The sequence below is a fragment of the Acinetobacter sp. 1566109 genome (genome assembly GCF_000582255.1).
GTDB lineage: Bacteria > Pseudomonadota > Gammaproteobacteria > Pseudomonadales > Moraxellaceae > Acinetobacter > Acinetobacter nosocomialis.
In genome coordinates, this window is the sequence record NZ_JEYB01000015.1 from 23,134 (window position 1) to 44,189 (window position 21,056).

General features: G+C 40.8%; 20 protein-coding genes. 12 read left to right on the top strand and 8 right to left on the bottom strand.

The window, feature by feature from the left end:
* Nucleotides 1-242 precede the first annotated feature (242 nt).
* From J582_RS12660 to J582_RS12670, 3 genes are all read left to right on the top strand, one after another.
* A complete protein-coding gene (locus J582_RS12660; protein WP_000782976.1) occupies nucleotides 243-698 on the top strand; it encodes a bacteriohemerythrin in 456 nt (151 codons plus the stop codon).
* Between the two features lie 152 nt (nucleotides 699-850).
* Nucleotides 851-1,918 (top strand): membrane protein, encoded by a 1,068-nt coding sequence (locus J582_RS12665; RefSeq protein ID WP_032047992.1) that lies wholly within the window; start codon nucleotides 851-853, stop codon nucleotides 1,916-1,918.
* The gene (locus J582_RS12670) at nucleotides 1,918-2,241 is read left to right on the top strand and encodes an RnfH family protein (RefSeq protein WP_032047993.1); all 324 of its coding nucleotides are present in this window, start codon (nucleotides 1,918-1,920) and stop codon (nucleotides 2,239-2,241) included. The genes J582_RS12665 and J582_RS12670 overlap by 1 nt, the downstream gene beginning before the upstream one ends.
* Nucleotides 2,242-2,296: 55 nt before the next feature.
* Here J582_RS12670 and J582_RS12675 read toward each other — a convergent pair whose 3' ends face one another.
* Nucleotides 2,297-2,695, bottom strand: a complete 399-nt coding sequence (locus J582_RS12675; RefSeq protein ID WP_001170994.1) for an outer membrane protein assembly factor BamE — start codon at nucleotides 2,693-2,695, stop codon at nucleotides 2,297-2,299.
* A 111-nt stretch (nucleotides 2,696-2,806) separates the two neighbouring features.
* Between J582_RS12675 and fur the strand changes: the two genes are divergently transcribed.
* Nucleotides 2,807-3,244 (top strand): ferric iron uptake transcriptional regulator, encoded by a 438-nt coding sequence (gene fur, locus J582_RS12680; protein WP_002052029.1) that lies wholly within the window; start codon nucleotides 2,807-2,809, stop codon nucleotides 3,242-3,244.
* 70 nt (nucleotides 3,245-3,314) lie between these two features.
* Here the strand turns inward: fur and J582_RS12685 are convergent, their stop codons facing one another.
* Both J582_RS12685 and J582_RS12690 read right to left on the bottom strand, forming a co-directional pair.
* Nucleotides 3,315-4,433, bottom strand: coding sequence for a PilT/PilU family type 4a pilus ATPase (locus tag J582_RS12685; protein WP_031997952.1), 1,119 nt, complete (start codon nucleotides 4,431-4,433; stop codon nucleotides 3,315-3,317).
* Between the two features lie 27 nt (nucleotides 4,434-4,460).
* Nucleotides 4,461-5,498, bottom strand: a complete 1,038-nt coding sequence (locus tag J582_RS12690) for a type IV pilus twitching motility protein PilT (protein WP_006581387.1) — start codon at nucleotides 5,496-5,498, stop codon at nucleotides 4,461-4,463.
* Nucleotides 5,499-5,624: 126 nt separating this feature from the next.
* Between J582_RS12690 and J582_RS12695 the strand changes: the two genes are divergently transcribed.
* Entirely contained in the window at nucleotides 5,625-6,317 is a 693-nt protein-coding gene (locus J582_RS12695; protein ID WP_032010894.1) for a YggS family pyridoxal phosphate-dependent enzyme, read from the top strand.
* A 106-nt stretch (nucleotides 6,318-6,423) separates the two neighbouring features.
* On the top strand, nucleotides 6,424-7,266 hold the full coding sequence (locus tag J582_RS12700; RefSeq protein WP_006581385.1) for an undecaprenyl-diphosphate phosphatase: 843 nt from the start codon (nucleotides 6,424-6,426) through the stop codon (nucleotides 7,264-7,266).
* A gap of 122 nt (nucleotides 7,267-7,388) precedes the next feature.
* On the opposite strand, the gene J582_RS12705 is transcribed toward J582_RS12700, so the two are convergent.
* Both J582_RS12705 and J582_RS12710 read right to left on the bottom strand, forming a co-directional pair.
* Nucleotides 7,389-10,985 carry an AAA family ATPase gene (locus J582_RS12705; RefSeq protein ID WP_032047995.1) on the bottom strand — a complete coding sequence of 1,199 codons (3,597 nt, stop codon included), beginning with the start codon at nucleotides 10,983-10,985 and terminating at the stop codon, nucleotides 7,389-7,391.
* A 9-nt stretch (nucleotides 10,986-10,994) separates the two neighbouring features.
* Entirely contained in the window at nucleotides 10,995-12,263 is a 1,269-nt protein-coding gene (locus J582_RS12710; RefSeq protein ID WP_032047996.1) for an exonuclease SbcCD subunit D, read from the bottom strand.
* Nucleotides 12,264-12,427: 164 nt separating this feature from the next.
* Between J582_RS12710 and J582_RS12715 the strand changes: the two genes are divergently transcribed.
* Nucleotides 12,428-12,901, top strand: coding sequence for an OsmC family protein (locus tag J582_RS12715; protein ID WP_032047997.1), 474 nt, complete (start codon nucleotides 12,428-12,430; stop codon nucleotides 12,899-12,901).
* A 73-nt stretch (nucleotides 12,902-12,974) separates the two neighbouring features.
* Here J582_RS12715 and J582_RS12720 read toward each other — a convergent pair whose 3' ends face one another.
* Complete coding sequence (locus J582_RS12720) at nucleotides 12,975-13,352, bottom strand: VOC family protein (RefSeq protein ID WP_001059437.1); 378 nt, start codon at nucleotides 13,350-13,352, stop codon at nucleotides 12,975-12,977.
* A gap of 380 nt (nucleotides 13,353-13,732) precedes the next feature.
* Between J582_RS12720 and J582_RS12725 the strand changes: the two genes are divergently transcribed.
* On the top strand, nucleotides 13,733-14,185 hold the full coding sequence (locus tag J582_RS12725; protein WP_032047998.1) for an ABZJ_00895 family protein: 453 nt from the start codon (nucleotides 13,733-13,735) through the stop codon (nucleotides 14,183-14,185).
* Nucleotides 14,186-14,268: 83 nt separating this feature from the next.
* A complete protein-coding gene (locus J582_RS12730; protein WP_032047999.1) occupies nucleotides 14,269-15,174 on the top strand; it encodes a TIGR01777 family oxidoreductase in 906 nt (301 codons plus the stop codon).
* Here the strand turns inward: J582_RS12730 and J582_RS12735 are convergent.
* A complete protein-coding gene (locus J582_RS12735) occupies nucleotides 15,166-16,281 on the bottom strand; it encodes an NAD(P)/FAD-dependent oxidoreductase (RefSeq protein ID WP_032048000.1) in 1,116 nt (371 codons plus the stop codon). The genes J582_RS12730 and J582_RS12735 overlap by 9 nt on opposite strands.
* Nucleotides 16,282-16,306: 25 nt before the next feature.
* Complete coding sequence (hemB, locus tag J582_RS12740) at nucleotides 16,307-17,320, bottom strand: porphobilinogen synthase (protein ID WP_000222569.1); 1,014 nt, start codon at nucleotides 17,318-17,320, stop codon at nucleotides 16,307-16,309.
* A 142-nt stretch (nucleotides 17,321-17,462) separates the two neighbouring features.
* Between hemB and J582_RS12745 the strand changes: the two genes are divergently transcribed.
* From J582_RS12745 to J582_RS12755, 3 genes are all read left to right on the top strand, one after another.
* Nucleotides 17,463-17,960, top strand: coding sequence for a thioesterase family protein (locus J582_RS12745; protein WP_004703260.1), 498 nt, complete (start codon nucleotides 17,463-17,465; stop codon nucleotides 17,958-17,960).
* A 267-nt stretch (nucleotides 17,961-18,227) separates the two neighbouring features.
* Nucleotides 18,228-19,379: an EmrA/EmrK family multidrug efflux transporter periplasmic adaptor subunit gene (locus J582_RS12750; RefSeq protein ID WP_032048002.1), complete on the top strand. Its 1,152-nt coding sequence runs from the start codon at nucleotides 18,228-18,230 to the stop codon at nucleotides 19,377-19,379.
* 6 nt (nucleotides 19,380-19,385) lie between these two features.
* Complete coding sequence (locus J582_RS12755; RefSeq protein ID WP_024438424.1) at nucleotides 19,386-20,909, top strand: DHA2 family efflux MFS transporter permease subunit; 1,524 nt, start codon at nucleotides 19,386-19,388, stop codon at nucleotides 20,907-20,909.
* Nucleotides 20,910-21,056: the final 147 nt, after the last annotated feature.

The following is a 21,056-nucleotide window of genomic DNA, read 5'->3' on the forward strand; positions in this document are numbered from 1 at the left end:
AAAATAAATGTAATTGCTTGACTAATATATATTTCACTTAATTAATAATAATGTATTTTGTTTAAAAAATACTTTATTGTTTTAGTTGGTTAATATTATTAAATATTTTATAAATCAAAAGCTTAATTAATTATTTATTTTTATTTATATAAAGCCGACAAAATAGGTTTGTTTTTATTTATACCCTTTAAAGATAAGATGCGTTTTATGCAACAGTCATTGAACATCATTGGGGGTGGTGTATGAAAATGAAATGGGCTTCAGAATATAATACGGGTATTGATGTTATTGATGAACAACATAAACGAATACTCGATTATATTAATGAGATTGATGATGTAAAAGATGATGAAGATAGACGTCGTATTAAAGATGTTTTAGACAATATTATTGATTATACACAGTCACATTTTACGTTTGAAGAAAGTTTGCAAGAAGAAGCTGATTATAAATATAGAGTACCTCATAAACGCGTACATGACTTATTTATTAAAAAAATAGAGTTATATCGTGAGCGTTTTGAAATGGGGCATACTATAGAAGCTGAATTACAAGAAATTTTGGCTAAATGGTTAATTAATCATATTCAACATGATGATGCTGATTATGTAGGGGCAGTAAAAGAAAATATGATGGGGATTATTAGAGAAAAAGAAAAGAAGAAAGGAAAGAACTGGTTCGCCCGTTTTTTCTCATAAATTTAACTCGAAAAACTCTAATATACAGTTAGCGCGGCAAACTATCGTTTCGGTGGTTTGCTTTTTTTATTGTGCAGACTTTGATTTTCATGCATGAGACGGGCAAAATATCTAAAGACTTTTTCAAGGAATGCATAATGCAGGACATACCTATGTCACGTTGGTTATCGCCTCTTATGGCGTTTTGCTTATCTTTTGTCATCATGGCCACTTTGGCACCAACCATGGGCATCCAGATTGATCGTCAGCTCGATTTCTGGTTATTGTGGTTTGGCACAATGTTGTTATTGGCATTACCAGTTTGTTATTTGGAAATTGCTTTAGCAAAACGATCTAAAACAACCGCTTTAAATGCGTTATCGAGTTTAACTCGTGAAGCAGATAGTTCACCTAAATGGCGCGTGGTTGGCTGGCTTGCTGTTGTTTTTATTCCTTTCTTAGCGGGTAATGTACTGAGCACTGCAAGCAATATATTAGTTGCGCAGTTTGCCCCAGGCGTTTCCGGTCAAATCATTTTTGCGGGCCTTGCAGTTGCTGCCTTGGTCTTATCATTTATTCCTCGTCAAATTCTTGTTTTGTTAATGACCATAGGGGTAATCGCTTCTATTGTGTTGGCAAATATGATGGGTACCACGTTACAGCCTTGGCATTGGACCAATGTAGAGTTTAAAGAGTGGGGTAATGCAACCGTACTTGCACTTGTAGCGAGCGGGTTAGGTTTAGGACTTTACTGGCAAAATAGTGTTGGTACTGTTCAGACTCAAGAAGGTGCAACTAAAACTGTTCTTCCAATTTGGTTGGCTCAGCTCATTGCTGTAATTGCTTTTGGCTTCTTTTCGCTCCAAGCTCAATTACCTGTTTTGACGTGGATATTTACAGGTGTGATGACATCTGCGTTATTTGTGCAATTGGCTCGAGAACAATTAGCTCAGCGTCAGCTCATGATTGTTTTACAGTGGGTAATTATTGTTGTTGCAATTGCAGTTTGGGCAGTGCCTGAACTTCATCACTTATTTACGCTAATTCTTATGCTTTGGGGCTTACTCATTAGTTTGATTTATGCCATTTTTGCTGGCTGGATTATGAAAATTAGCCATTTGCGTAAATCAATGAATTTCAGCAACGAGCTTTTCTATAATTTATGGCGTATTGCTGTACGAATTGTTTTGCCACTTTCAATTGTTCTGGCAATGGTTGCCGTAATTGGACAAAGTATTTAATGGAACGCACTCAGCAAGTTTGGGTGGCTTTTGCCGCACCAGAACAACAGTTTCTCATTTCTATTCCATTTGTAGAGGGCATGAGTGCTTTGCAGGCAGTACAAGCAAGTGGTTTGTTAAATCAAGTTGAATTGCCAGAACCCCTTCAGCTCGGTGTTTTTGGAGTAAAAGTAGAAACGGATACAGCATTAAATGCGGGTGATCGAGTTGAGGTTTATAGACCTTTAACGATTAATCCAAAAGATATTCGTAGAAAACGTGCCGCGAAGAACCCTGTAGGCAGATACATTAAAGGCAATCGCTTTAAGCAATCAGCTCAATAAGCAAAACCCCTCAAGTTTTTTCACTTGAGGGGTTTCTTTTTATTAGAAAAAACGATTATAGTGGTGGGGCAGTTAAAATTGCTTCTTTAGAAGCAGGTAAACCTGGTTGCGATTCTGGAATAGTCTCTAAACCTTCAATTTTAGTTACAGTTCCAGTTCCATCAAAGTAAATTTTTAAATGCTGACCATGTGCTGCGGGGATTTTCGCTTTTTTAGCATATGTTCCCGGGATATAGTTGTAGATATAGTCCCAACGTTGTGGATTGAGGGGATCAGTCACTGTTGGGCTACCAAGCAAAAAGCGCACTTGCTGGAAATTCATGCCGACCTGTACTTGAGAGGCTTGAGCTTTAGTCAATGGAGTCCCTTGAGGAATATCAACCTTATATACACCAAAGATTGAACAACCAGCTAGGAGTGAAGTGACGAATAACGTCAGCACGAGTTTTTGCATTTTGCTACACTATCCCAATAAATTATGATGCATTTGATCAAAGGATAGATCATACTTCATATAAATTCTATTGCCTATTCCAACTTGAGATTTGTTGAGAGACCTTTTTTCATGCCTATTTCCAATCAAGATTTGCGCAAAGCTGGACTTAAAGTTACCCTTCCACGAATTAAGATTTTGGAATTATTAGAAAATTCAAAACAACATCATCTTAGCGCTGAAGATATTTACAAGACTTTGTTAGAGCAAGGGGAAGATGTCGGACTTGCGACAGTTTACCGTGTGTTAACACAATTTGAAGCTGCGGGTATTATTCAACGTCATCATTTTGAAAATAATCATTCTGTTTTCGAAATTATGCAAGAAGACCACCACGATCACTTGGTTTGCCAAAACTGCAACAAAGTTATTGAATTTACTAATGATGTTATCGAGAAAGAACAGCATTCTGTAGCAGAACAACATGGGTTCACCTTAACGGGTCACTCATTAAATCTCTATGGTTACTGTAATGAACCTGAATGTCAGGATGCATTGCGCAAGAAATAATCGTTTTCACACAAAGAAAACAAATAAAAAAAGGAAGGTTACGTTTAACCTTCCTTTTTTTATGAAGAAATTACTGACGATCAAAAGTTAAATGCTGTTTTTCGTCTGTAATTTGATCAGGACCTTCATTTGCAAGCTTAATCGTTAAACGTAAATCGTTTGGTGAGTCGGCATGTTTAAGCGCATCTTTATAAGTGATTTGGCCTGCTTTATATAAGTCGAATAAAGCTTGGTCAAAGGTCTGCATACCAAGCTCACGTGAGCGTTTCATCAAGTCCTTAATTTCATGAATTTCACCTTTACGGATATAGTCTGAAATTAATGGTGAGTTAATTAAGATCTCAATCGCTGCACGGCGTGAATTACCATCTGGTGTTGGAATAAGCTGCTGTGCAATCATGGCTTTTAAGTTAAGAGACAAGTCCATGTAAAGCTGGCTATGACGGTCACTTTCAAAAAAGTGAATAATACGGTCGAGTGCTTGGTTGGCATTGTTGGCGTGCATTGTAGCTAATACAAGGTGTCCTGTTTCAGCAAAGCCAATTGCGTAGTCCATGACTTCACGAGAACGGATTTCACCAATTAAGATGACATCGGGTGCTTGTCGTAATGTATTTTTTAAAGCAATTTCGAAAGAGTCCGTATCAATACCGACTTCACGTTGAGTAATGATGCAACCTGCATGTTCGTGAATAAACTCAATCGGGTCCTCAATGGTAATGATATGGCCTTTAGAGTTATGGTTACGATGGCTGATCATTGAAGCCAATGAAGTCGATTTACCTGTACCTGTTGCACCTACGAAAATAATAATGCCGCGTTTGGTCATCGATAAATCTTTAAGCACAGGCGGCAACTGTAAGTCATCAATTGAAGGAATTTTCGTTTCAATTCGACGTAGTACCATACCCGGCATGTCACGTTGCTGAAAAGCACTGACACGAAAACGCGCCGTTTTATCGCGGTTCATGATGGCAAAGTTACATTCACGAGTCTCTGCAAATTCTTTACGTTGTTTTTCACTCATGATGGAATGTAAGAGTTGACCAATTACTTCACCTGAAAGGCTATTTTTTGAAATTGGAACAATTTGCCCGTTAATCTTCATTGATGGTGCAACACCATCTGTAATAAACAGATCGGATGATTTTTTTTCAACCATCAGGTTGAGCAAGTCATTAAAATCCATAATTGTACTCTCGCTATTTTATTGTTTTTATAGGAATGATTCAGGCTGTTTCGCCGCTGTACGGGCTGTTTGTGGACTAATTACCCCACGTGACACCAAACCTTTCAGGCTTTGGTCGAGGGTTGTCATGCCATGGTTAGCACCAGTCTGAATAGCTGAATACATTTGTGCGACTTTGTTTTCACGAATTAAGTTACGAATAGCCGGAATACCAATCATAATTTCATGTGCCGCAACACGACCACCTCCATTCTTTTTAAGCAGGGTCTGAGAAATAACGGCTTGTAAAGATTCAGACAGCATGGCACGAACCATGTCTTTTTCTTCGGCAGGGAATACGTCAATCACACGGTCAATGGTTTTTGCAGCCGATGTGGTGTGAAGCGTACCAAATACCAAGTGACCTGTTTCGGCAGCAGTAAGTGCTAATCGAATCGTTTCAAGGTCACGCATCTCACCGACTAAAATAATATCTGGGTCTTCACGTAGTGCTGAACGAAGGGCTTCATTAAAGCCATGTGTATCACGATGCACTTCACGCTGGTTAATCAGACATTTCTTAGACTGGTGTACAAATTCGATTGGGTCTTCCACCGTTAAAATATGGTCATAGCGGTTTTCATTAATATAATCGAGCATTGCTGCAAGCGTAGTTGATTTACCCGAACCTGTTGGTCCTGTGACCAGTACAATGCCACGAGGATAGTCGCAAATATCTTTAAAGATTTGCCCTAGACCTAGATCTTCCATGGTGAGGACTTTAGATGGAATGGTACGAAATACTGCACCAGCACCACGGTTTTGGTTAAATGCGTTTACACGGAAACGCGCAACATTCGGTACTTCAAAAGAAAAGTCAGTTTCGAGTTTTTCTTCATAGTCACGGCGCTGTTTATCATTCATGATGTCATAAACGAGGCGGTGGACATCTTTATGTTCTAAGGCTGGCAAGTTAATACGACGAACTTCACCATCGACCCGAATCATTGGTGGCATACCAGCTGATAAGTGCAAATCGGACGCGCCATTTTTCACAGAGAAGGCGAGTAGCTCTGTAATATCCATAATTTCCCCAAGTAAATCAAAATATGTCATTATTTTGTAGAATAATATACGGCTTTCACCGAGGCTTACCAACACCTCGCTTTAGGTGAAAAGCAAAAAAGTTTTTTGAAAATGAGAACCTTGTCAATGAATTACCTGCAAGATGCGCGGCAGCACGTATTACAGCAAATCAGAACTGCTTGTGAACATGCTCAGCGTGCGCCTGAAACTGTGCAACTTTTAGCCGTATCTAAAACACATCCGAGTGAAAGATTGCGTGAAATGTATGCAGCGGGACAAAGAGCATTCGGCGAAAATTATTTACAAGAAGCTTTGGATAAAATAGAAGCTCTGCATGACTTAGATATTGAATGGCATTTTATTGGACATGTTCAACGTAACAAAACCAAGCATTTGGCTGAAAAGTTTGACTGGGTGCATGGAGTAGATCGTTTAATTATTGCAGAGCGTTTGTCTAACCAACGTGGTGATGACCAAGCTGCACTTAATATTTGTTTGCAAGTCAATATTGATGGGCAAGACACTAAAGATGGCTGCGCACCGGAAGAAGTTGCCGAATTGGTTGCTCAAATAAGTCAACTGCCAAAAATCAAGCTGCGTGGCTTAATGGTAATTCCGGCACCAGACAATACTGCCGCTTTTGCAGATGCTAAAAAACTATTTGATGAGGTGAAAGAGCAACATGCCCACGCGCAAGACTGGGACACGTTAAGTATGGGGATGTCAGGCGATTTGGATGCTGCAATTGCTGCAGGTTCAACTATGGTTCGTGTGGGAACTGCTTTGTTTGGAAAACGTGATCCTGTTGTAAAAAAATAACTTTAAGGTTTAGTTAAATATTTTGTGGAGAAACTGTAATCGGTTAATTTAAATTTAATTTTCCTCATTTATAAACCAGATATTTTAATATTTGAGTGTGTAATGTATGGATTTGTTGCATGTTTTCATTCTGGCAATTATTCAGGGCTTTGCTGAATTATTGCCAGTTTCTAGTTCCGCACACGTTATTTTAGCTGAAAAGTTAATGGGGTATGATCCATCTGCACCTGACATGACCTTCTTACTTGTGATGTTGCACACAGGTACGATGTTTGCCGTGATCGTTTACTTTTGGAAATCTTGGAAAAAGACTTATTTTTCTTCTTGGGAAAGTTTTAAAAAACAAGCCTTCTATATTATTTTAGCAACCCTAATTACTGGTGTACTCGGTTTAGCGCTCCAATCTATTATTAAACATGTATTCTTCGGCGGCGCGAGCAGTTTCGAAATTGAGCATTTGTTTAGTAACTCAAAATTAATGGCGGCTGCACTGATTTCGGCAGGTGTCCTGATTATTTTATCTTCGCGTTTAGATCGCGGACAATCAGGTGAAATCAGTTTGCGTAGTGCTTCTATTATTGGGGCAGTACAGGCGTTATGTTTACCTTTCCGTGGCTTTTCACGTTCTGGCGCTACAATTTCTACAGGATTATTTTTAGGTGTATCTCGCCAAAAAGCTGAAGAGTTCAGTTTTGCATTGGCTGTGGTATTAACGCCAGCAGTAATTCTAAAAGAATTATATCGTTTAGTTCACGCTCAAGGCTTACAAACCGTAGCTCATGGACAAGTATTCCATTCGATAGTTCCAAGCTTATTAGGGATGTGCTTTAGCTTTGGTGCTGGCCTTTTAGCATTAAAATGGTTGTCTTCATGGTTAGAACATGGACGCTGGCATTTATTTGGTTTGTACTGTATTGGTTTCGCAATTGTCGTACTCTGCGTGAATTAATTTTTTGATGTTTAAAAAATAAAAAATTAGTACAAGACCATACAATAAAAGAGGGGGCGTAATTCATACGCCCCTTTGTTATATAAGATTCAATCAAATTTAAGATAACTACCTAGATTAAATTAACCTACGACTTCAATAGTGCTCGCGCCAGCGCCAAGTGGTTTCACCTGAATTTGTACTGGAATACGTTCATGCATTTCTTGAATGTGTGAGATGAGAATGACCTGACGTCCCTGATTTTGCAGTTGGTCCAAAGCATTCATCACCATGTGCAAAGAAGAAGCATCTAAAGTACCAAAGCCTTCATCAATAAACAGTGATTCAATTTTCATTGAACCCGACGCCATATTGGCAATTGCTAAAGACAAGGCCAGTGCAGTTAAGAATGACTCCCCCCCAGATAAAGAAGCGACGGAGCGGGTTTCTCCATCCATATCGTGGTCAATAATGGCAAGGCTTAAGGACTGATCAAGACGTTTTAGCGTATAACGCTGAGAAAGCATCGCCAGTTGTTGGTTGGCATGTTCAACTAAAATATCTAGGTGATATTGCTGAGCGTAGTCACGGAACTCTTTACCTTTGGCATCACCAATCAAGCCTGAAATTTTGCTCCAGCGGTGTTCTTCTTGCTGAATATTTTGAATTTGCTCGGCGTATTGTTGCTGTTTGGCAAGGTTTTGCTGATGTAATTCAAGCTTCAGCTTTAGCCCGTCACGCACTTCAAGCTGTGCTTTGAGCTTTGCAATATTGTCTTGAATGAGGGTAACGAGCTTTTCGTATTCAATATCTGGCTGAGTTTGTAAGTGCTCGCTTAATTGCTCTTGCATCGTTTTAAGGGCAGAAGAGGCTTCACTTAATAAACGCTCGGCATGATTAAGACGGTTACGAATGTCTTGCTCTTGTGCTGAATTAATCTGTATGAGCGCCGTAAGATCAGATGCCTGAAAATCAGTATGGGCTTTTAACCAGTTTTGAATTTGCCCATCAATCTGCTGTTGATGTTGTTCTGTGTGTTTATACTGATGTTTAAGTTGATCGAGCGATTGTTTTTGCTGTTCAAAGTGTTGTCTGGTTTGTTCGAAACGCTGTTTAGCCTCATGATACGCCGTTTGTTGTTGCTGACGTTTAGCGTCATGCTCAATTAACCATTCATGCGGCTTAATATCCGAACGGCCCGTCATTTGCTGAATGAGCGATACCGCTTTTTCGTTATTTTGTTGACCTTTAAGCGTAATCTCTTGGAGGTTTTGATCGACCTCATCAATTTGCTTGGCCATTTGTTCAAGGCTGGCAGCCAGCATTTTAAGTTCTTGCTGCTGTTGTTCAAAACGCTGTGAAAGCTGCTCTTGTTGTTCAAGTTGCTTAGCACGTGCATCCAGAATAACCCAAGTCTGCTTAGCCGTTTGACTACTCGACTGCTGCCATGCGTGTTGTTCGGTTTCTGATAAACAATCAACAATATGCTGAACTTGTTGTTGCCATTGCTGTGCCGTATTGAGCAAGCTTTCATTACGCTGAATCGTTTGAACAAGCTGATTGTGTTGTTTAATGGCTTGGGTTAAACGCACATTTTCTGAGTCAAATGAACTTATGGCAGTTTGTGCTGCTTGTCTGAGTTCGTTAAGCGTTTGCAAGATTTGTTCAGGTGCTTGATTAAGCTCAATGTGTAATTGATTGAGGTTAAACCCTTGCTCAAGTTCTTGCTGTAAGTGCGTTTGTTTTACTTGCAGTTGAGCTAGGTATTTCTGAACTTGTTCAAGCTCGGCACGGCACTGAGTAAGTGCATGTTGCTGGGTTTGCCATGCATTAAACTTAGTTTGCTCGAGTGCAATAGCTTGTTGCTCTTGCTGTTGCTGCAAATCGAACAAGGCTTTGGAGACCGCACTGTCATCAACACGGTAGGGGTGATGGGTACTTCCACAGACTAAACACGCTTCACCTTCTTTAAGATTGGCCCGTAACTGCTCAATATTTTCGGTGTGTAGTAAACGCTGCTGTTGTAGGATGTGTTGTAGTTTTTCACGTTCAGTTTTTGCTGTTTGGTAGTCTTGTTCAGCTAATTGGCAAACGGTCTTAAGTTGCTCTTCTTGCGCGGAGGCTTGAGTATGTTTTTCAGTGAATTGCTGAAGCTCAGCATATATCTCATGATAAATTTTTATTTTCTGTTGAATTAGATCTAACTGCGTGACTTGAGCAAGTTTCTGATCTTTATCTTTTCGCTGTTGTTCAAGCTTTAACTCAATCTGTTCAATGGTGCCTAGTGAAGCTGTGAGTTGTTCGAGTTCACTTTTAGCTTCCGATAGCTTTTGGCGAGCAAGGGTAGGGTTTCCAATCTGTTGTTCAATCGTTTGGTAATTTTGAATAAATTGCCCAAGCTGATGTAGATGTGCTGAAAGACCCTTATCTAATACAGCATATTGCTGAGTCTGGATCAGCTGCTGTTGTAAATGAATTTTGTTCTGCTCAAGCTGTGCAATCTGCTGTTGTACAGCGTTTTGCTGTTGTTGCAATGGGCTTAGCTTTTGCTCAAGTACCTGTCTTTTTTCTTTGCACTTTTTATATTCATCGGCAATAAAAGCGCGTTCTTGAATGGACTGTCGAACTTGATTTAAAGCATGTTGATGCTGTTGCTCAAAATCGAGGGTTTGTTTGAGCTGTTGTTCTGCAAGTTGATATTGTTTTTGTCCCGTTTCAAAAATTTGTAGCAGGTCATTAAACTTAGTTTGAGCTTGCTGAATTTGCGGCTCAAGTTGTTGTAGTGTTTGTAAATTTTGAGCTTGCTGAAAAACTTGTGGGCGTATTTCAGAGAAAACTTCGAGACGTTTTAATTGCTCACGCTCACTAGTCAATTGTTGATGGTGATTTTGCTGAGTTTGAAACTGTTGCTGTTTCGCTTGAACTTCTTGTTCAAGTTTTGCTTTGCGTTCAAACCATTGTTGCTGTTTGTCTAAGACATGTTTTTGTTGTTCTAACTGTTGATAGTTTTGTTCAGCTTGCTGGTATTGCTCGGTAAATGCAGCAATCTCTTCATCAGACAAAATTTCAATGTGACCTAAAAATTCTTCCAACTGTTTACGCTGCTTTGCAATATCGGCTGTTTTACGAAAAGCCAGTTCACCAATTTTAGCAAAAATGCTGGAGTTGGTTAGGTACTCAAGTAATTCACCGCGTTCGCTGTCTCTAGCTTTTAAAAATGCAGTGACTTCTGACTGAGCAAGTAATACGGCACGCGTAAACTGTTCAAAAGAAAGCTGGGTAATTTGCTTAACTTTTTCATCAACCGCTTTGGCTTTGTCGGCAAGTACCACACCATCGGTTAGGCATTTTAAGTGACGCTGCACGCTTTGTAATTTGCCATTTGGATTTTCACGTGCACGTTTAATTTCCCAACGAGCCAAATAGCGTTTTTGATCTTGCGCAATAAAGCAAAGCTCAGCAAAACCATGGCCTGTACCACGGCGTAAGACAGTTAAAGGTGAGTTAGTGAGTAACTCGGAACCATCAACATCTTTTAACTTACCATCGCTGTCTTTAAGGCGAGGAACCCGATTAAATAAGGCTAGACACATCGCGTCTAAAATGGTCGATTTACCTGCGCCAGTTTTCCCCACAATTGCAATGAGACCTGCATGGGCCAGAGGTGCGCTTTCAAAATCAATAAAATGCTCATCAGCAAGCGATGCCAGATTTTTTATTCGAATGGATAAAATTTTCATGACATATCCTTAATGGCTTGCATCATTTTCAAGATGTTTTTGTGCTTCTTGTACCAGGCTCAGAAAATCTTTTAAGACCGCATCATCGGCGCTGTAACCTTGTTTTTCCCAAATATTTTGAAAGAGCTTTTCCGGTGTTGGCGGTTCAAGTGCAATGTGCTGGGTAGTATTTGAATTAGTCGTGTCTTTGTTTACGTATTGACGTGAAATACGCACTAAACGATAGCGGTCAGGTGGTAGAGCAGCTTCAAACTGCTGACGTAAGTTCGGCTGTGGCGGCGTTAAACTATAATATTCAATATCGACATATTCACGGTGGTCAATATTTTCAATCACGCCGTGTGGCAAGGCTTTGAGTTGTTGCAGTACTTCGTTTAGCTCACCACGAATACGGTGCAATTGTATGCAGCGTGGAATTTCGATAGCTTCAAATTGCAAACGGTTGTCAGTATCTTGAGAAGGGTCAATTTTGACCTCAACCACTTGGTGTTTATAGTTAATTTCACTGAAAGAAAGTGGAATGGGTGAACCGCTATAACGAATGTGTGGCTGACCTACTTTTTGTGGTTTATGTAGATGTCCTAAAGCGACATAGTCGACCGCATCTTCAAATAATGTCGTTGAAAGCGCCTCTTCATTACCAATAATAATTGGGCGTTCAGAGTCGGATGTCTCGCCACCTTGCATATGGGCATGTGACATCAAAATAAGGGCTTGGTCCGGTGTCTTACGACGTTTGGCTTCTGCAATGAGTTGCTGGTGCAAATAAGCAATCGCGTTTTTGCTATTAGTGGTATGTTCGTTAAAGCCCGTAATTTCGGCCGAGCGTAAAAAAGGCAGGGCAAGGCACCATGCCACAATATCCTGATTTTGATTATAAATAGGTAAAAGTAGCCGATCGAGATCTAGAGTTTTATCTTCATTCCAGCGAACCACGCCCACAGTTTTCGCATTGTATTTTTCTAAAAGCGGTTCGACCTGTTCAATACGGTAGCCTGAGTCATGGTTACCCGCAATCATGAGTGTTTGCATGTGCGGTGCAATGCGGTGCGCATCTGCTAAAAATTGGTAGAGTTGTTTTTGTGCTTGTGAACCCGGGTTAATAACATCAAAAATATCGCCAGCAATAAGCAGGGCATGTGGTTGTTTTTCTTGAATTTGAGTGAGCAACCAGCTTAAAAATTGTTGGTGTTCGTAATGTCGAGAGTGATTATAAAAAAACTGCCCCAAATGCCAGTCAGAAGTATGTAGAAAATGTACGGACATAGAAACAGACATCAAGCCAAAATAAACACAGATACGTTAGCATAAATTGGCAGGAGATTTTATCAAGACATTTTAAAGTGCTCGTTATTTAAGCCCATAGTAAAACTTGAATTAAATTTTTCACTTTAAACTCTGCTTTGTTACTATCAGGTCAAACCATGAACTTTGAGAATAAAATGACTATTCATAAATACGAAGTAAAAATACAGTGGGAAGGCAATACAGGCACAGGCACTTCATCTTATCGTTCATATAAACGAGACTTTAGTATTCAGCATCCTCAAAAGACGACTATTCTTGGTTCATCAGACCCTGCCTATTTAGGCGATGTGACCAGATGGAACCCGGAAGATTTATTGGTCGCGTCAGCTTCTGCTTGTCATAAGCTTTGGTATTTACACCTTTGTGCAGTCAATCATATTCACGTTGTGAGTTATGTCGATCATGCACTTGGTTTTATGGAAGATACAGATCCGGTCAAACGTGGTCATTTTACCCAAATTATTTTAAGACCCGAGGTTGTTTTAGAAAAAGGTGCTGATCAAGAGCTTGCAGCAAAACTGCATGAAGAAGCACATCACGAATGTATGATTGCCAATTCGGTAAATTTTCCAATTATATGTGAAGCGAGTTTTAGCTTTGCTGAATAATTAATATGAAATAGCCACCGATAAGAGGCGGTGGCTATAAATTAAAAATAATTAAAGTCGTTAAATAAAATCTTTAAGCTGCATTTTCATCGACTTGAAAAATACCAAAAACGTTGTGATCTAAATCGACAAAGTAACCATGCCAAGCACGGCCCGGAATAGCGAATTTATCCATTGCGACAATACCACCTTGCGCTAAAATTTTTGCAGCCACTTCATCGAAGTTTTCCACCTGAACCGAACAGGTAAATGCATTGGTGCCATATTCCATTGGAGGTGTTTGAGCGGGGCGTTTTAATAGCCCACCCATAATTGAAGGTGTCTCTATGCGGTAATATTCAATCGGTAAGCTTTCATCGAGTTTAAATTGCCAACCAAACACAGCTTGGTAAAACTGCGCATCGCGTGCAGGGTTTGAAGACTGGATTTCGAAATAGGCAATATTGTTCATATTATTTAAATCATATTTTTATGATGTTAAAAAGTATACGCATAGCCTTTATAGCCACGAAAGCACTATTGTGTATGGTGAGCGTAAAATAAATGAAAATGCTAGAAAATAAAAACCGACGATTCGAGTGATGAGAGAATCGTCGGTCAAAGACTTCATCAAGGGTTTCGGCTGCTAACAAAACCTAATCCGAAGGAAGAAAGAGTCGTAATGAAAGGTCACCGAAACAATTTTGCGGATGCCGTGCAAAGGAAGTATTCGGTTGCTGCGACCTTGTTACCCTATATAACGTCAAGAGATCAGGATTGGTTGACAGAAAAATGAAAAAAAATCGAAAAAAATTTATAATTATTTTTTGAACCCATAAATTAGGCAAAAATATGACCAAATTACGCTCTTACTTTCTCTGGTTTTTTGCTTTGTGCCTCGTGCTTACCTTAATTGTAGGTGTAATTGCAGCACTATTACCAGCGAGTGTAGGCGGTATTTTAACAGCCGTTCCATACTTAGGCGCAATGATTTTTGTCTTATTTAGATTTTTAAAGAAAGAACGCCGTGCACCGACTGTATCAGAAAAAAAGAAATTTACTTTAGGCTTTACCCTCATATTTTGGGGCTATAACTTGTGTGGTGTTTTGTTCGGTCTGTTTTTATTTTCAAGAAAAGACCCTGAAATTTTGCAAAACTTTATGCTTTACCTCAAGCAGCCTCAGTTCTTAAGTATTATGGTCATTATGATTTTAATGTTGGCTATTCCGCTGTATTTAATTACTTACTGGTTTTATGGCAAACAGGCACAGCGTATGGCAGACAAAATGTTTAATGTGCAATAGATCACTACGAAAACTCATACGATTAAATATAAATGAGTCTTATACAATAAAATAAAACTTGAATCCTCAGCTTAGGAGGAAATATGAATAAGAATGTATTAATTACTGGTGCCAGTGGCTTTATTGGAACGCATTTAATTAAGTTCCTATTACAAAAAAATTATAACGTGATTGCGGTGACACGGCAGGCTGGAAAGGAATCTGACCATCCTGCCTTGCAGTGGGTACGAAAGTTCGAAGATATCTCAACCCATAAAATTGATTATGTAGTGAATTTGGCGGGTGCCAATATTGGTGAGAAACGCTGGACCGAGTCACGTAAAAAACAACTCATTGAAAGCCGTGTAAATACGACCCGAAAACTTTATGCGTGGCTTAAGCAATCTCAAATTTTTCCCGAAGTGATTGTCTCTGGCTCCGCAATTGGCTATTACGGCATAGATGCTCAAGAAAAGTGGACAGAGGTGTGCACTGAACAAAGCTCGCCACAGCCTATTTTTATGTCCGAGCTTTGCCAAGAGTGGGAACGCGCAGCTTTAGCAGACGCTCAGCAAAATACTAAAATTATTCGTTTAGGTGTAGTGTTCGGGCAGGGCGGCGGCATTTTGCCTAAAATATTATTTCCTATACGCCTCAATTTAGTCGGTCAAATTGGTCACGGGCACCAGCCTGTGGTTTGGGTACATATTGAAGATGTGTTAAATGCCATCGAGTTTATATTTCAGCATCCTCAATCTGCTCAAATTCATAATGTGGTAGCGCCAGAAAATGTGACCCAACAAGCTTTTGTTGAACAAGCTGCACAAGTTTTAAATAAGAAACCAATGTTGTCGGCGCCGAGCACAGTTTTCCGCTGTTTGTTAGGAGAGCAGTCGCAATTGATTTTGAATGGGCAATACGTTAAACCCGCTGCCTTACAAGCAGAAGGATTTGAGTTTGCTTATCCTCAATTAAAAATGGCTTTAGAGAATATACTCGCCTCAGGCTAAGATTTTATTTTGCAAACGCTCTGGTGAATATGCTTTGGCATCAACTAAAGTTGGTTGCCCTAGCATAAGCTGACGAAGCAATTGTGCAGAACCTGTGCCCATACACAAACCATTTCTAAAGTGACCAAAGTTTGCCCATAGGTTATCCATTTCAGGCATTTTGCCAATGTACGGAACGCCATTTGGTGAACTTGGTCTAAGTCCTGCCCAGCGATGTACAATCGGGAAATCGGCCAGTTCAGGCACCATTTCTAAACATGCTTCTAAAATATTGTGCTGAGTCGTTTCGTCGGTAGAGGTGTCAAAACCACGATGTGCCATGCTTGACCCACACACGATATGACCGTCCATACGTGGAATCAAATACATGACTCGATTCATACACATGGTCGGTAGCCAGTGAGCAGGAGTTTTAAATAACAGCATTTGGCCTTGAACAGGTTCGACTGGAATTTCGAGTTGTAATTGAGAGTTCCAGTAATGGCTCCAAGCGCCCGAAGTTATTACAAAATGGTCTGCTGTATGTTTACGACCATCTTCAGTTTGGAGCGCTTGTATGGCATCACCTTGTTGAATCAGTTTTTTAACAGGAGTGTGTTCAAAAAACTCAACATTTGGATGTTGTTTTAAATAGCGAATCAGCGACTGTAATACGCGTGGGTTGCGAATATTAGATAGTTCAGGGAAATAAATCGCTTCTTGAAACTGATCGGAAATATGCGGATTGACTTGCTCTAGCGCATCTCGCTGTAAATATTCACAGCGCTGCATCGGTTCTTGATGTTGCTCGGCGTAGGACAAACCAACGTCAAAATCTTCTTCATCAAAAATCAGCATGCCTGTGTCATGAATTTCAAAATCAATCCCTGTAATAGGGTAGAGCTTTTGGTTCCATGCTTGATAAGAGGCTTTACCAAATTGAGCAAGTTGGTTCACTGCATGCACATAACGCCACGGGTACATCGGAGAGAGAATGCCTCCGCCAGCCCAAGAGGCTGCTTGTCCCGCTTGTTGTTGATCAAAAATGCTGATGGTACAGCCTTGTTCAACCAACTCCAGCGCAGACATTAATCCACTTATGCCCGCGCCAATGATTGCAATATGCATGCAGTGTTATCCTTTCTCTGCGAACTTAGTTCATTTCCTTGAGTTTTTCAGCAGCGGTTTCTGCAAAGTAAGTCCAGATTCCGTCTGCACCAGCACGGCGGCAGCACATGAGTGATTCTAAAATGACTGAGTCTGATAACCAGCCATTTTGAATTGCGCCAGCTAACATTGCGTATTCGCCACTCACTTGATAAATGAATGTCGGAATACCAAAGGTATCTTTCACTTCACGTACCACATCCAGATATGGCATGCCCGGTTTTACAATCACCATGTCGGCGCCTTCTTGAATATCAAGCGCGATTTCATGTAACGCTTCGGCACGGTTGGCAAAGTCCATCTGGTAGTTATATTTATTACCACCTTTGAGGTTGGATGCAGAGCCAACAGCATCACGGAACGGACCATAGAAGCTAGACGCATATTTCGCAGAGTAGGCCATGATGTTGGTGTAGATGTGACCATTAGCTTCTAAAGCTTGACGAATCGCGCCAATACGGCCATCCATCATGTCACTTGGTGCAATCACTTCGGCACCTGCTTCTGCGTGACTTAACGCTTGTTTAATTAAGCACTCTACAGTCTCATCGTTTAGCACATAGCCAGTTTCATCAATAATGCCGTCTTGACCATGCGTGGTGTATGGGTCGAGGGCACCATCAGTAATTAACACCATTTCTGGTAATTCTTTTTTAAGCAAACGACAAGTGGTTTGAACTAAACCATCTTCACGCCATGCAGCTTCTGCGGTGAGGCTTTTATCTTCTTGCGGGGTAACTGGAAAAAGAGCCAGTTTTGATACGCCCAATTCCAGAAGTCTTTCAGCTTTTTTCAGTAACAAATCTGCCGACAAACGCTGAATGTTTGGCATACTTGGAATATCTTGGGTCTGATTTTGTCCCGGTAATACAAATACTGGATAAATCAAGTGATTGGTAGTGAGCTGTGTTTCGCTGACCATCGCACGCAACTGGTCATTTTTACGGATACGGCGCATGCGAGTAGCTGGAAATGCAGGACGATTGAACGTATAAGTCATAACAATCTCGATGTTCGGTATTACACTAGGATAGGTTGGCGGATATTCCATTACTGTCAACCGACTGCTGTATTGTAGCCCCATAATGCTGGATTTGTACAAAATTATGGGTGTTTATCATGCTTTTAAATTTAGGCAACGTATGAGTGATGAAAAGAAAAATTGGACTGGGAACATCCATTTAGGTGCAAAAACTGACCTGACTGTGGTGCTCAACCAATTATGTAAGGCGTTTAATAGCTCTCCTTTTTTTAAGCATAGTGGAATGATTATGCGTGTGGTAGATGGTCACATTGAAGGTTATATCGAGATGCAACCTAACCTGATTGGTAATCTGGCATTTCAGATTTTGCATGGCGGCGTTGCTGCAACTTTGCTCGACAGTATTGGTGGAATTGTAGCAATGGAACATCTCTATCGCCGTTCGACCCCAGAAACTTTAACCGAAACCATTAAGCAAGTATCGCGATTGGCAACTGTAGATATGCGTGTAGATTATTTAGCGCCGGGACGCGGTAAGTATTTTATTGCACGCGCGGAAGTGTTACGTTTAGGACGTAAGGGCTGCACTATGCGTATGACGATGGTCAATGATGAAGATAAAGCCATCGCTGCGGGTATCGCTTCATATGCCTATTAGGCGATGAATTGAACGATTTAAAAGCGCCATGTGCGCTTTTTTTAATGCTTGAAAAGCTGGAATTTTCATAAAAATCTTGAGATAAACATTAATTTAATTAGAACGAACGCATGAGTTATATTTTTTTATTCTCACATCATGAGGTTTTAGCGTTAAAATTGACTGCTTTGACAATGCGATATGTCTTGTTTATAGAATAATAAAAACTCTATAACAAGGTGTAGTGCAAGATTGATGGCAAAGCCAACTCATCTTTAGGAACATACCATGACTGATGCACAAAGCAATGTACAAGAAACAGTGCCAACAACATCTGCCTCGGATGACAACAACCAAAACAAGCGCAAAAAATTTCTTGGTTTTTTTGCGCTGATTTTATTGATCGCCGCTATTTTATATGCAATTTGGGCATTATTTTTAAATCACTCGGTGAGTACAGATAATGCTTATGTCGGTGCAGAAACCGCGCAAATTACCTCAATGGTGAGTGGTCAGGTCGCTCAGGTTTTGGTAAATGATACTCAAACAGTACATCGGGGTGATGTGCTGGTTCGTATTGATGACCGTGATGCCAAAATTGCATTGGCACAAGCCGAGGCAGAACTTGCCAAAGCAAAACGCCAATACAAACAGACTGCGGCAAACAGTAGTTCTTTAAACTCTCAAGTTGTGGTTCGTGCTGACGAAATTAACAGTGCCAAAGCACAAGTTGCACAAGCACAGGCCGACTATGACAAAGCTGCTTTAGAGCTTAATCGCCGTGCGCAGCTTGCTGCTTCTGGTGCGGTATCTAAAGAAGAACTCACCAAAGCACAAAGTGCAGTTGAAACTGCTAAAGCAGGACTAGAGCTTGCTAAAGCTGGCTTGGCACAAGCGACTTCTAGCCGTAAAGCTGCCGAAAGTACTTTAGCTGCTAACGAAGCGTTAATTCAGGGTGTAAGCGAAACATCGACTCCAGATGTACAGGTTGCACAAGCGCATGTAGAACAAGCTCAGCTTGACTTGGAACGTACCGTGATTCGTGCACCAGTTGATGGTGTGATTACACGCCGTAATATTCAAGTTGGTCAACGCGTTGCACCGGGTACAAGCATGATGATGATTGTGCCGCTCAACGATTTATATGTAGATGCTAACTTCAAAGAAAGTCAGCTGAAAAAAGTCCGCCCAGGTCAGCCAGTGACATTAACGTCAGATTTATATGGCGATGATGTTGAATACCACGGCAAAGTGGTGGGCTTCTCTGGTGGTACAGGCTCTGCCTTTGCCTTAATTCCGGCTCAAAACGCAACAGGTAACTGGATTAAAGTAGTTCAACGCTTACCGGTTCGTATTGCACTTGACCCGAAAGAACTTGCTGAACACCCATTACGTGTTGGCTTGTCGATGGAAGCAAAAGTCGACTTATCTGCGAAGTAAACGCTTATGAAAACGCAAACACCTTTTGCCGAGTTAAGCGGTGGACGTTTACTACTGGCAGCGTTTGTTATTGCCTTGTCGAACTTTATGGTCGTACTTGATACGACCATTGCCAACGTTTCTGTACCGCACATTACCGGTAACCTTGCTGTTTCAAGTACACAAGGAACATGGGTCGTTACTTCATATGCAGTTGCAGAAGCGATTTGTGTACCTTTAACGGGCTGGCTGGCTGGTCGTTTTGGGACGGTACGGGTCTTTATTTTTGGTTTAATTGGCTTTACGGTCTTTTCTTTCCTATGCGGTTTGGCAACATCGTTAGAAATGTTGGTGTTTTTCCGTATTGGGCAGGGCCTTTGTGGCGGTCCACTTATGCCACTCAGCCAAACCTTGCTTATGCGTATTTTCCCTCAAGAAAAACATGCACAGGCGATGGGCCTATGGGCAATGACCACAGTCGTTGGACCAATTTTAGGGCCAATTTTGGGTGGTTTGATTAGTGACAACCTGTCTTGGCACTGGATCTTCTTTATTAACTTACCGGTTGGTATTGTCTGTGTATTAGCAGCAATGCGCTTGTTAAGAGTAGCCGAAACAGAAACCATTTCTTTAAGAATCGACACTGTTGGTTTAGGTCTATTAATTCTGTGGATTGGTGCGTTACAGCTTATGCTCGACTTGGGGCACGAACGAGATTGGTTTAACAGCACGAGCATTATTGTTTTAGGCTTAACTGCCGCTATTGGCTTTGTGGTGTTCCTGATATGGGAGCTCACCGACAAACACCCTGTGGTGGATGTCAAAGTCTTTAGGCATAGGGGCTTTGCAATTTCGGTACTGGCCTTGTCGCTTGGCTTTGGCGCATTCTTTGGCAGTATTGTATTGATACCGCAGTGGCTACAAATGAACCTTTCCTATACCGCCACGTGGGCCGGGTATTTAACCGCAACCATGGGTTTTGGTAGTTTGACCATGTCACCGATTGTGGCAAAACTTTCGACCAAACATGACCCGCGTGCGCTGGCGAGCTTTGGTTTAATTTTGCTGGGTATAGTGACCTTAATGCGGGCATTCTGGACTACAGATGCCGACTTTATGGCACTGGCTTGGCCGCAAATTTTGCAAGGTTTTGCAGTACCGTTCTTCTTTATTCCACTATCTAACATTGCACTTGGTTCGGTACTCCAGCAAGAGATTGCATCTGCTGCGGGCCTCATGAACTTTTTAAGAACTATGGCAGGGGCGATTGGCGCTTCAATTGCTGTAACGGTATGGGACGACCATGCCAAAGTTGCCCGTAGTGAAATGGTGTCAAACCTACATACCACTGAAGTACAAAACACACTTTTGCAAAATGGTTTTACGGCTGACTCGACGCTTGGAATTATTTCAAACCTTGTCGATAAAGAAGCTATTACCATGTCGGCAAACCATGTGTTTTTGCTATTTGCGATTGTGTTTGTCTTTGCAGGGCTGGTCATTTGGCTGTGTCCAAAACCCAAACAGGTTAGCGGTATGCCTTCTCACTAAATATCAAAAAGCATCTCTTCGGAGGTGCTTTTTTTAGGCCTACTACAAAATGAGCAGGTTTATAAATAGCAGATTTTGCCTGTATTTAAAGAAATAAAGCATGCCAGAATTGGGCAAATCAGTTATAAAAGAGTGTGATAACAACTA

Coding starts and splice junctions, on each gene's coding strand:
- J582_RS12670 (WP_032047993.1), top strand. CDS start 1,918: ATGGAACGCACTCAGCAAGTTTGGGTGGCTTTTGCCGCACCAGAACAA.
- J582_RS12720 (WP_001059437.1), bottom strand. CDS start 13,352: ATGAACAATATTGCCTATTTCGAAATCCAGTCTTCAAACCCTGCACGC.
- J582_RS12750 (WP_032048002.1), top strand. CDS start 18,228: ATGACTGATGCACAAAGCAATGTACAAGAAACAGTGCCAACAACATCT.
- J582_RS12730 (WP_032047999.1), top strand. CDS start 14,269: ATGAATAAGAATGTATTAATTACTGGTGCCAGTGGCTTTATTGGAACG.
- J582_RS12700 (WP_006581385.1), top strand. CDS start 6,424: ATGGATTTGTTGCATGTTTTCATTCTGGCAATTATTCAGGGCTTTGCT.
- J582_RS12665 (WP_032047992.1), top strand. CDS start 851: ATGTCACGTTGGTTATCGCCTCTTATGGCGTTTTGCTTATCTTTTGTC.
- J582_RS12710 (WP_032047996.1), bottom strand. CDS start 12,263: ATGTCTGTTTCTATGTCCGTACATTTTCTACATACTTCTGACTGGCAT.
- hemB (WP_000222569.1), bottom strand. CDS start 17,320: ATGACTTATACGTTCAATCGTCCTGCATTTCCAGCTACTCGCATGCGC.
- J582_RS12690 (WP_006581387.1), bottom strand. CDS start 5,498: ATGGATATTACAGAGCTACTCGCCTTCTCTGTGAAAAATGGCGCGTCC.
- J582_RS12715 (WP_032047997.1), top strand. CDS start 12,428: ATGACTATTCATAAATACGAAGTAAAAATACAGTGGGAAGGCAATACA.
- J582_RS12725 (WP_032047998.1), top strand. CDS start 13,733: ATGACCAAATTACGCTCTTACTTTCTCTGGTTTTTTGCTTTGTGCCTC.
- J582_RS12735 (WP_032048000.1), bottom strand. CDS start 16,281: ATGCATATTGCAATCATTGGCGCGGGCATAAGTGGATTAATGTCTGCG.
- J582_RS12705 (WP_032047995.1), bottom strand. CDS start 10,985: ATGAAAATTTTATCCATTCGAATAAAAAATCTGGCATCGCTTGCTGAT.
- fur (WP_002052029.1), top strand. CDS start 2,807: ATGCCTATTTCCAATCAAGATTTGCGCAAAGCTGGACTTAAAGTTACC.
- J582_RS12755 (WP_024438424.1), top strand. CDS start 19,386: ATGAAAACGCAAACACCTTTTGCCGAGTTAAGCGGTGGACGTTTACTA.
- J582_RS12685 (WP_031997952.1), bottom strand. CDS start 4,433: ATGGATTTTAATGACTTGCTCAACCTGATGGTTGAAAAAAAATCATCC.
- J582_RS12695 (WP_032010894.1), top strand. CDS start 5,625: ATGAATTACCTGCAAGATGCGCGGCAGCACGTATTACAGCAAATCAGA.
- J582_RS12660 (WP_000782976.1), top strand. CDS start 243: ATGAAAATGAAATGGGCTTCAGAATATAATACGGGTATTGATGTTATT.
- J582_RS12675 (WP_001170994.1), bottom strand. CDS start 2,695: ATGCAAAAACTCGTGCTGACGTTATTCGTCACTTCACTCCTAGCTGGT.
- J582_RS12745 (WP_004703260.1), top strand. CDS start 17,463: ATGAGTGATGAAAAGAAAAATTGGACTGGGAACATCCATTTAGGTGCA.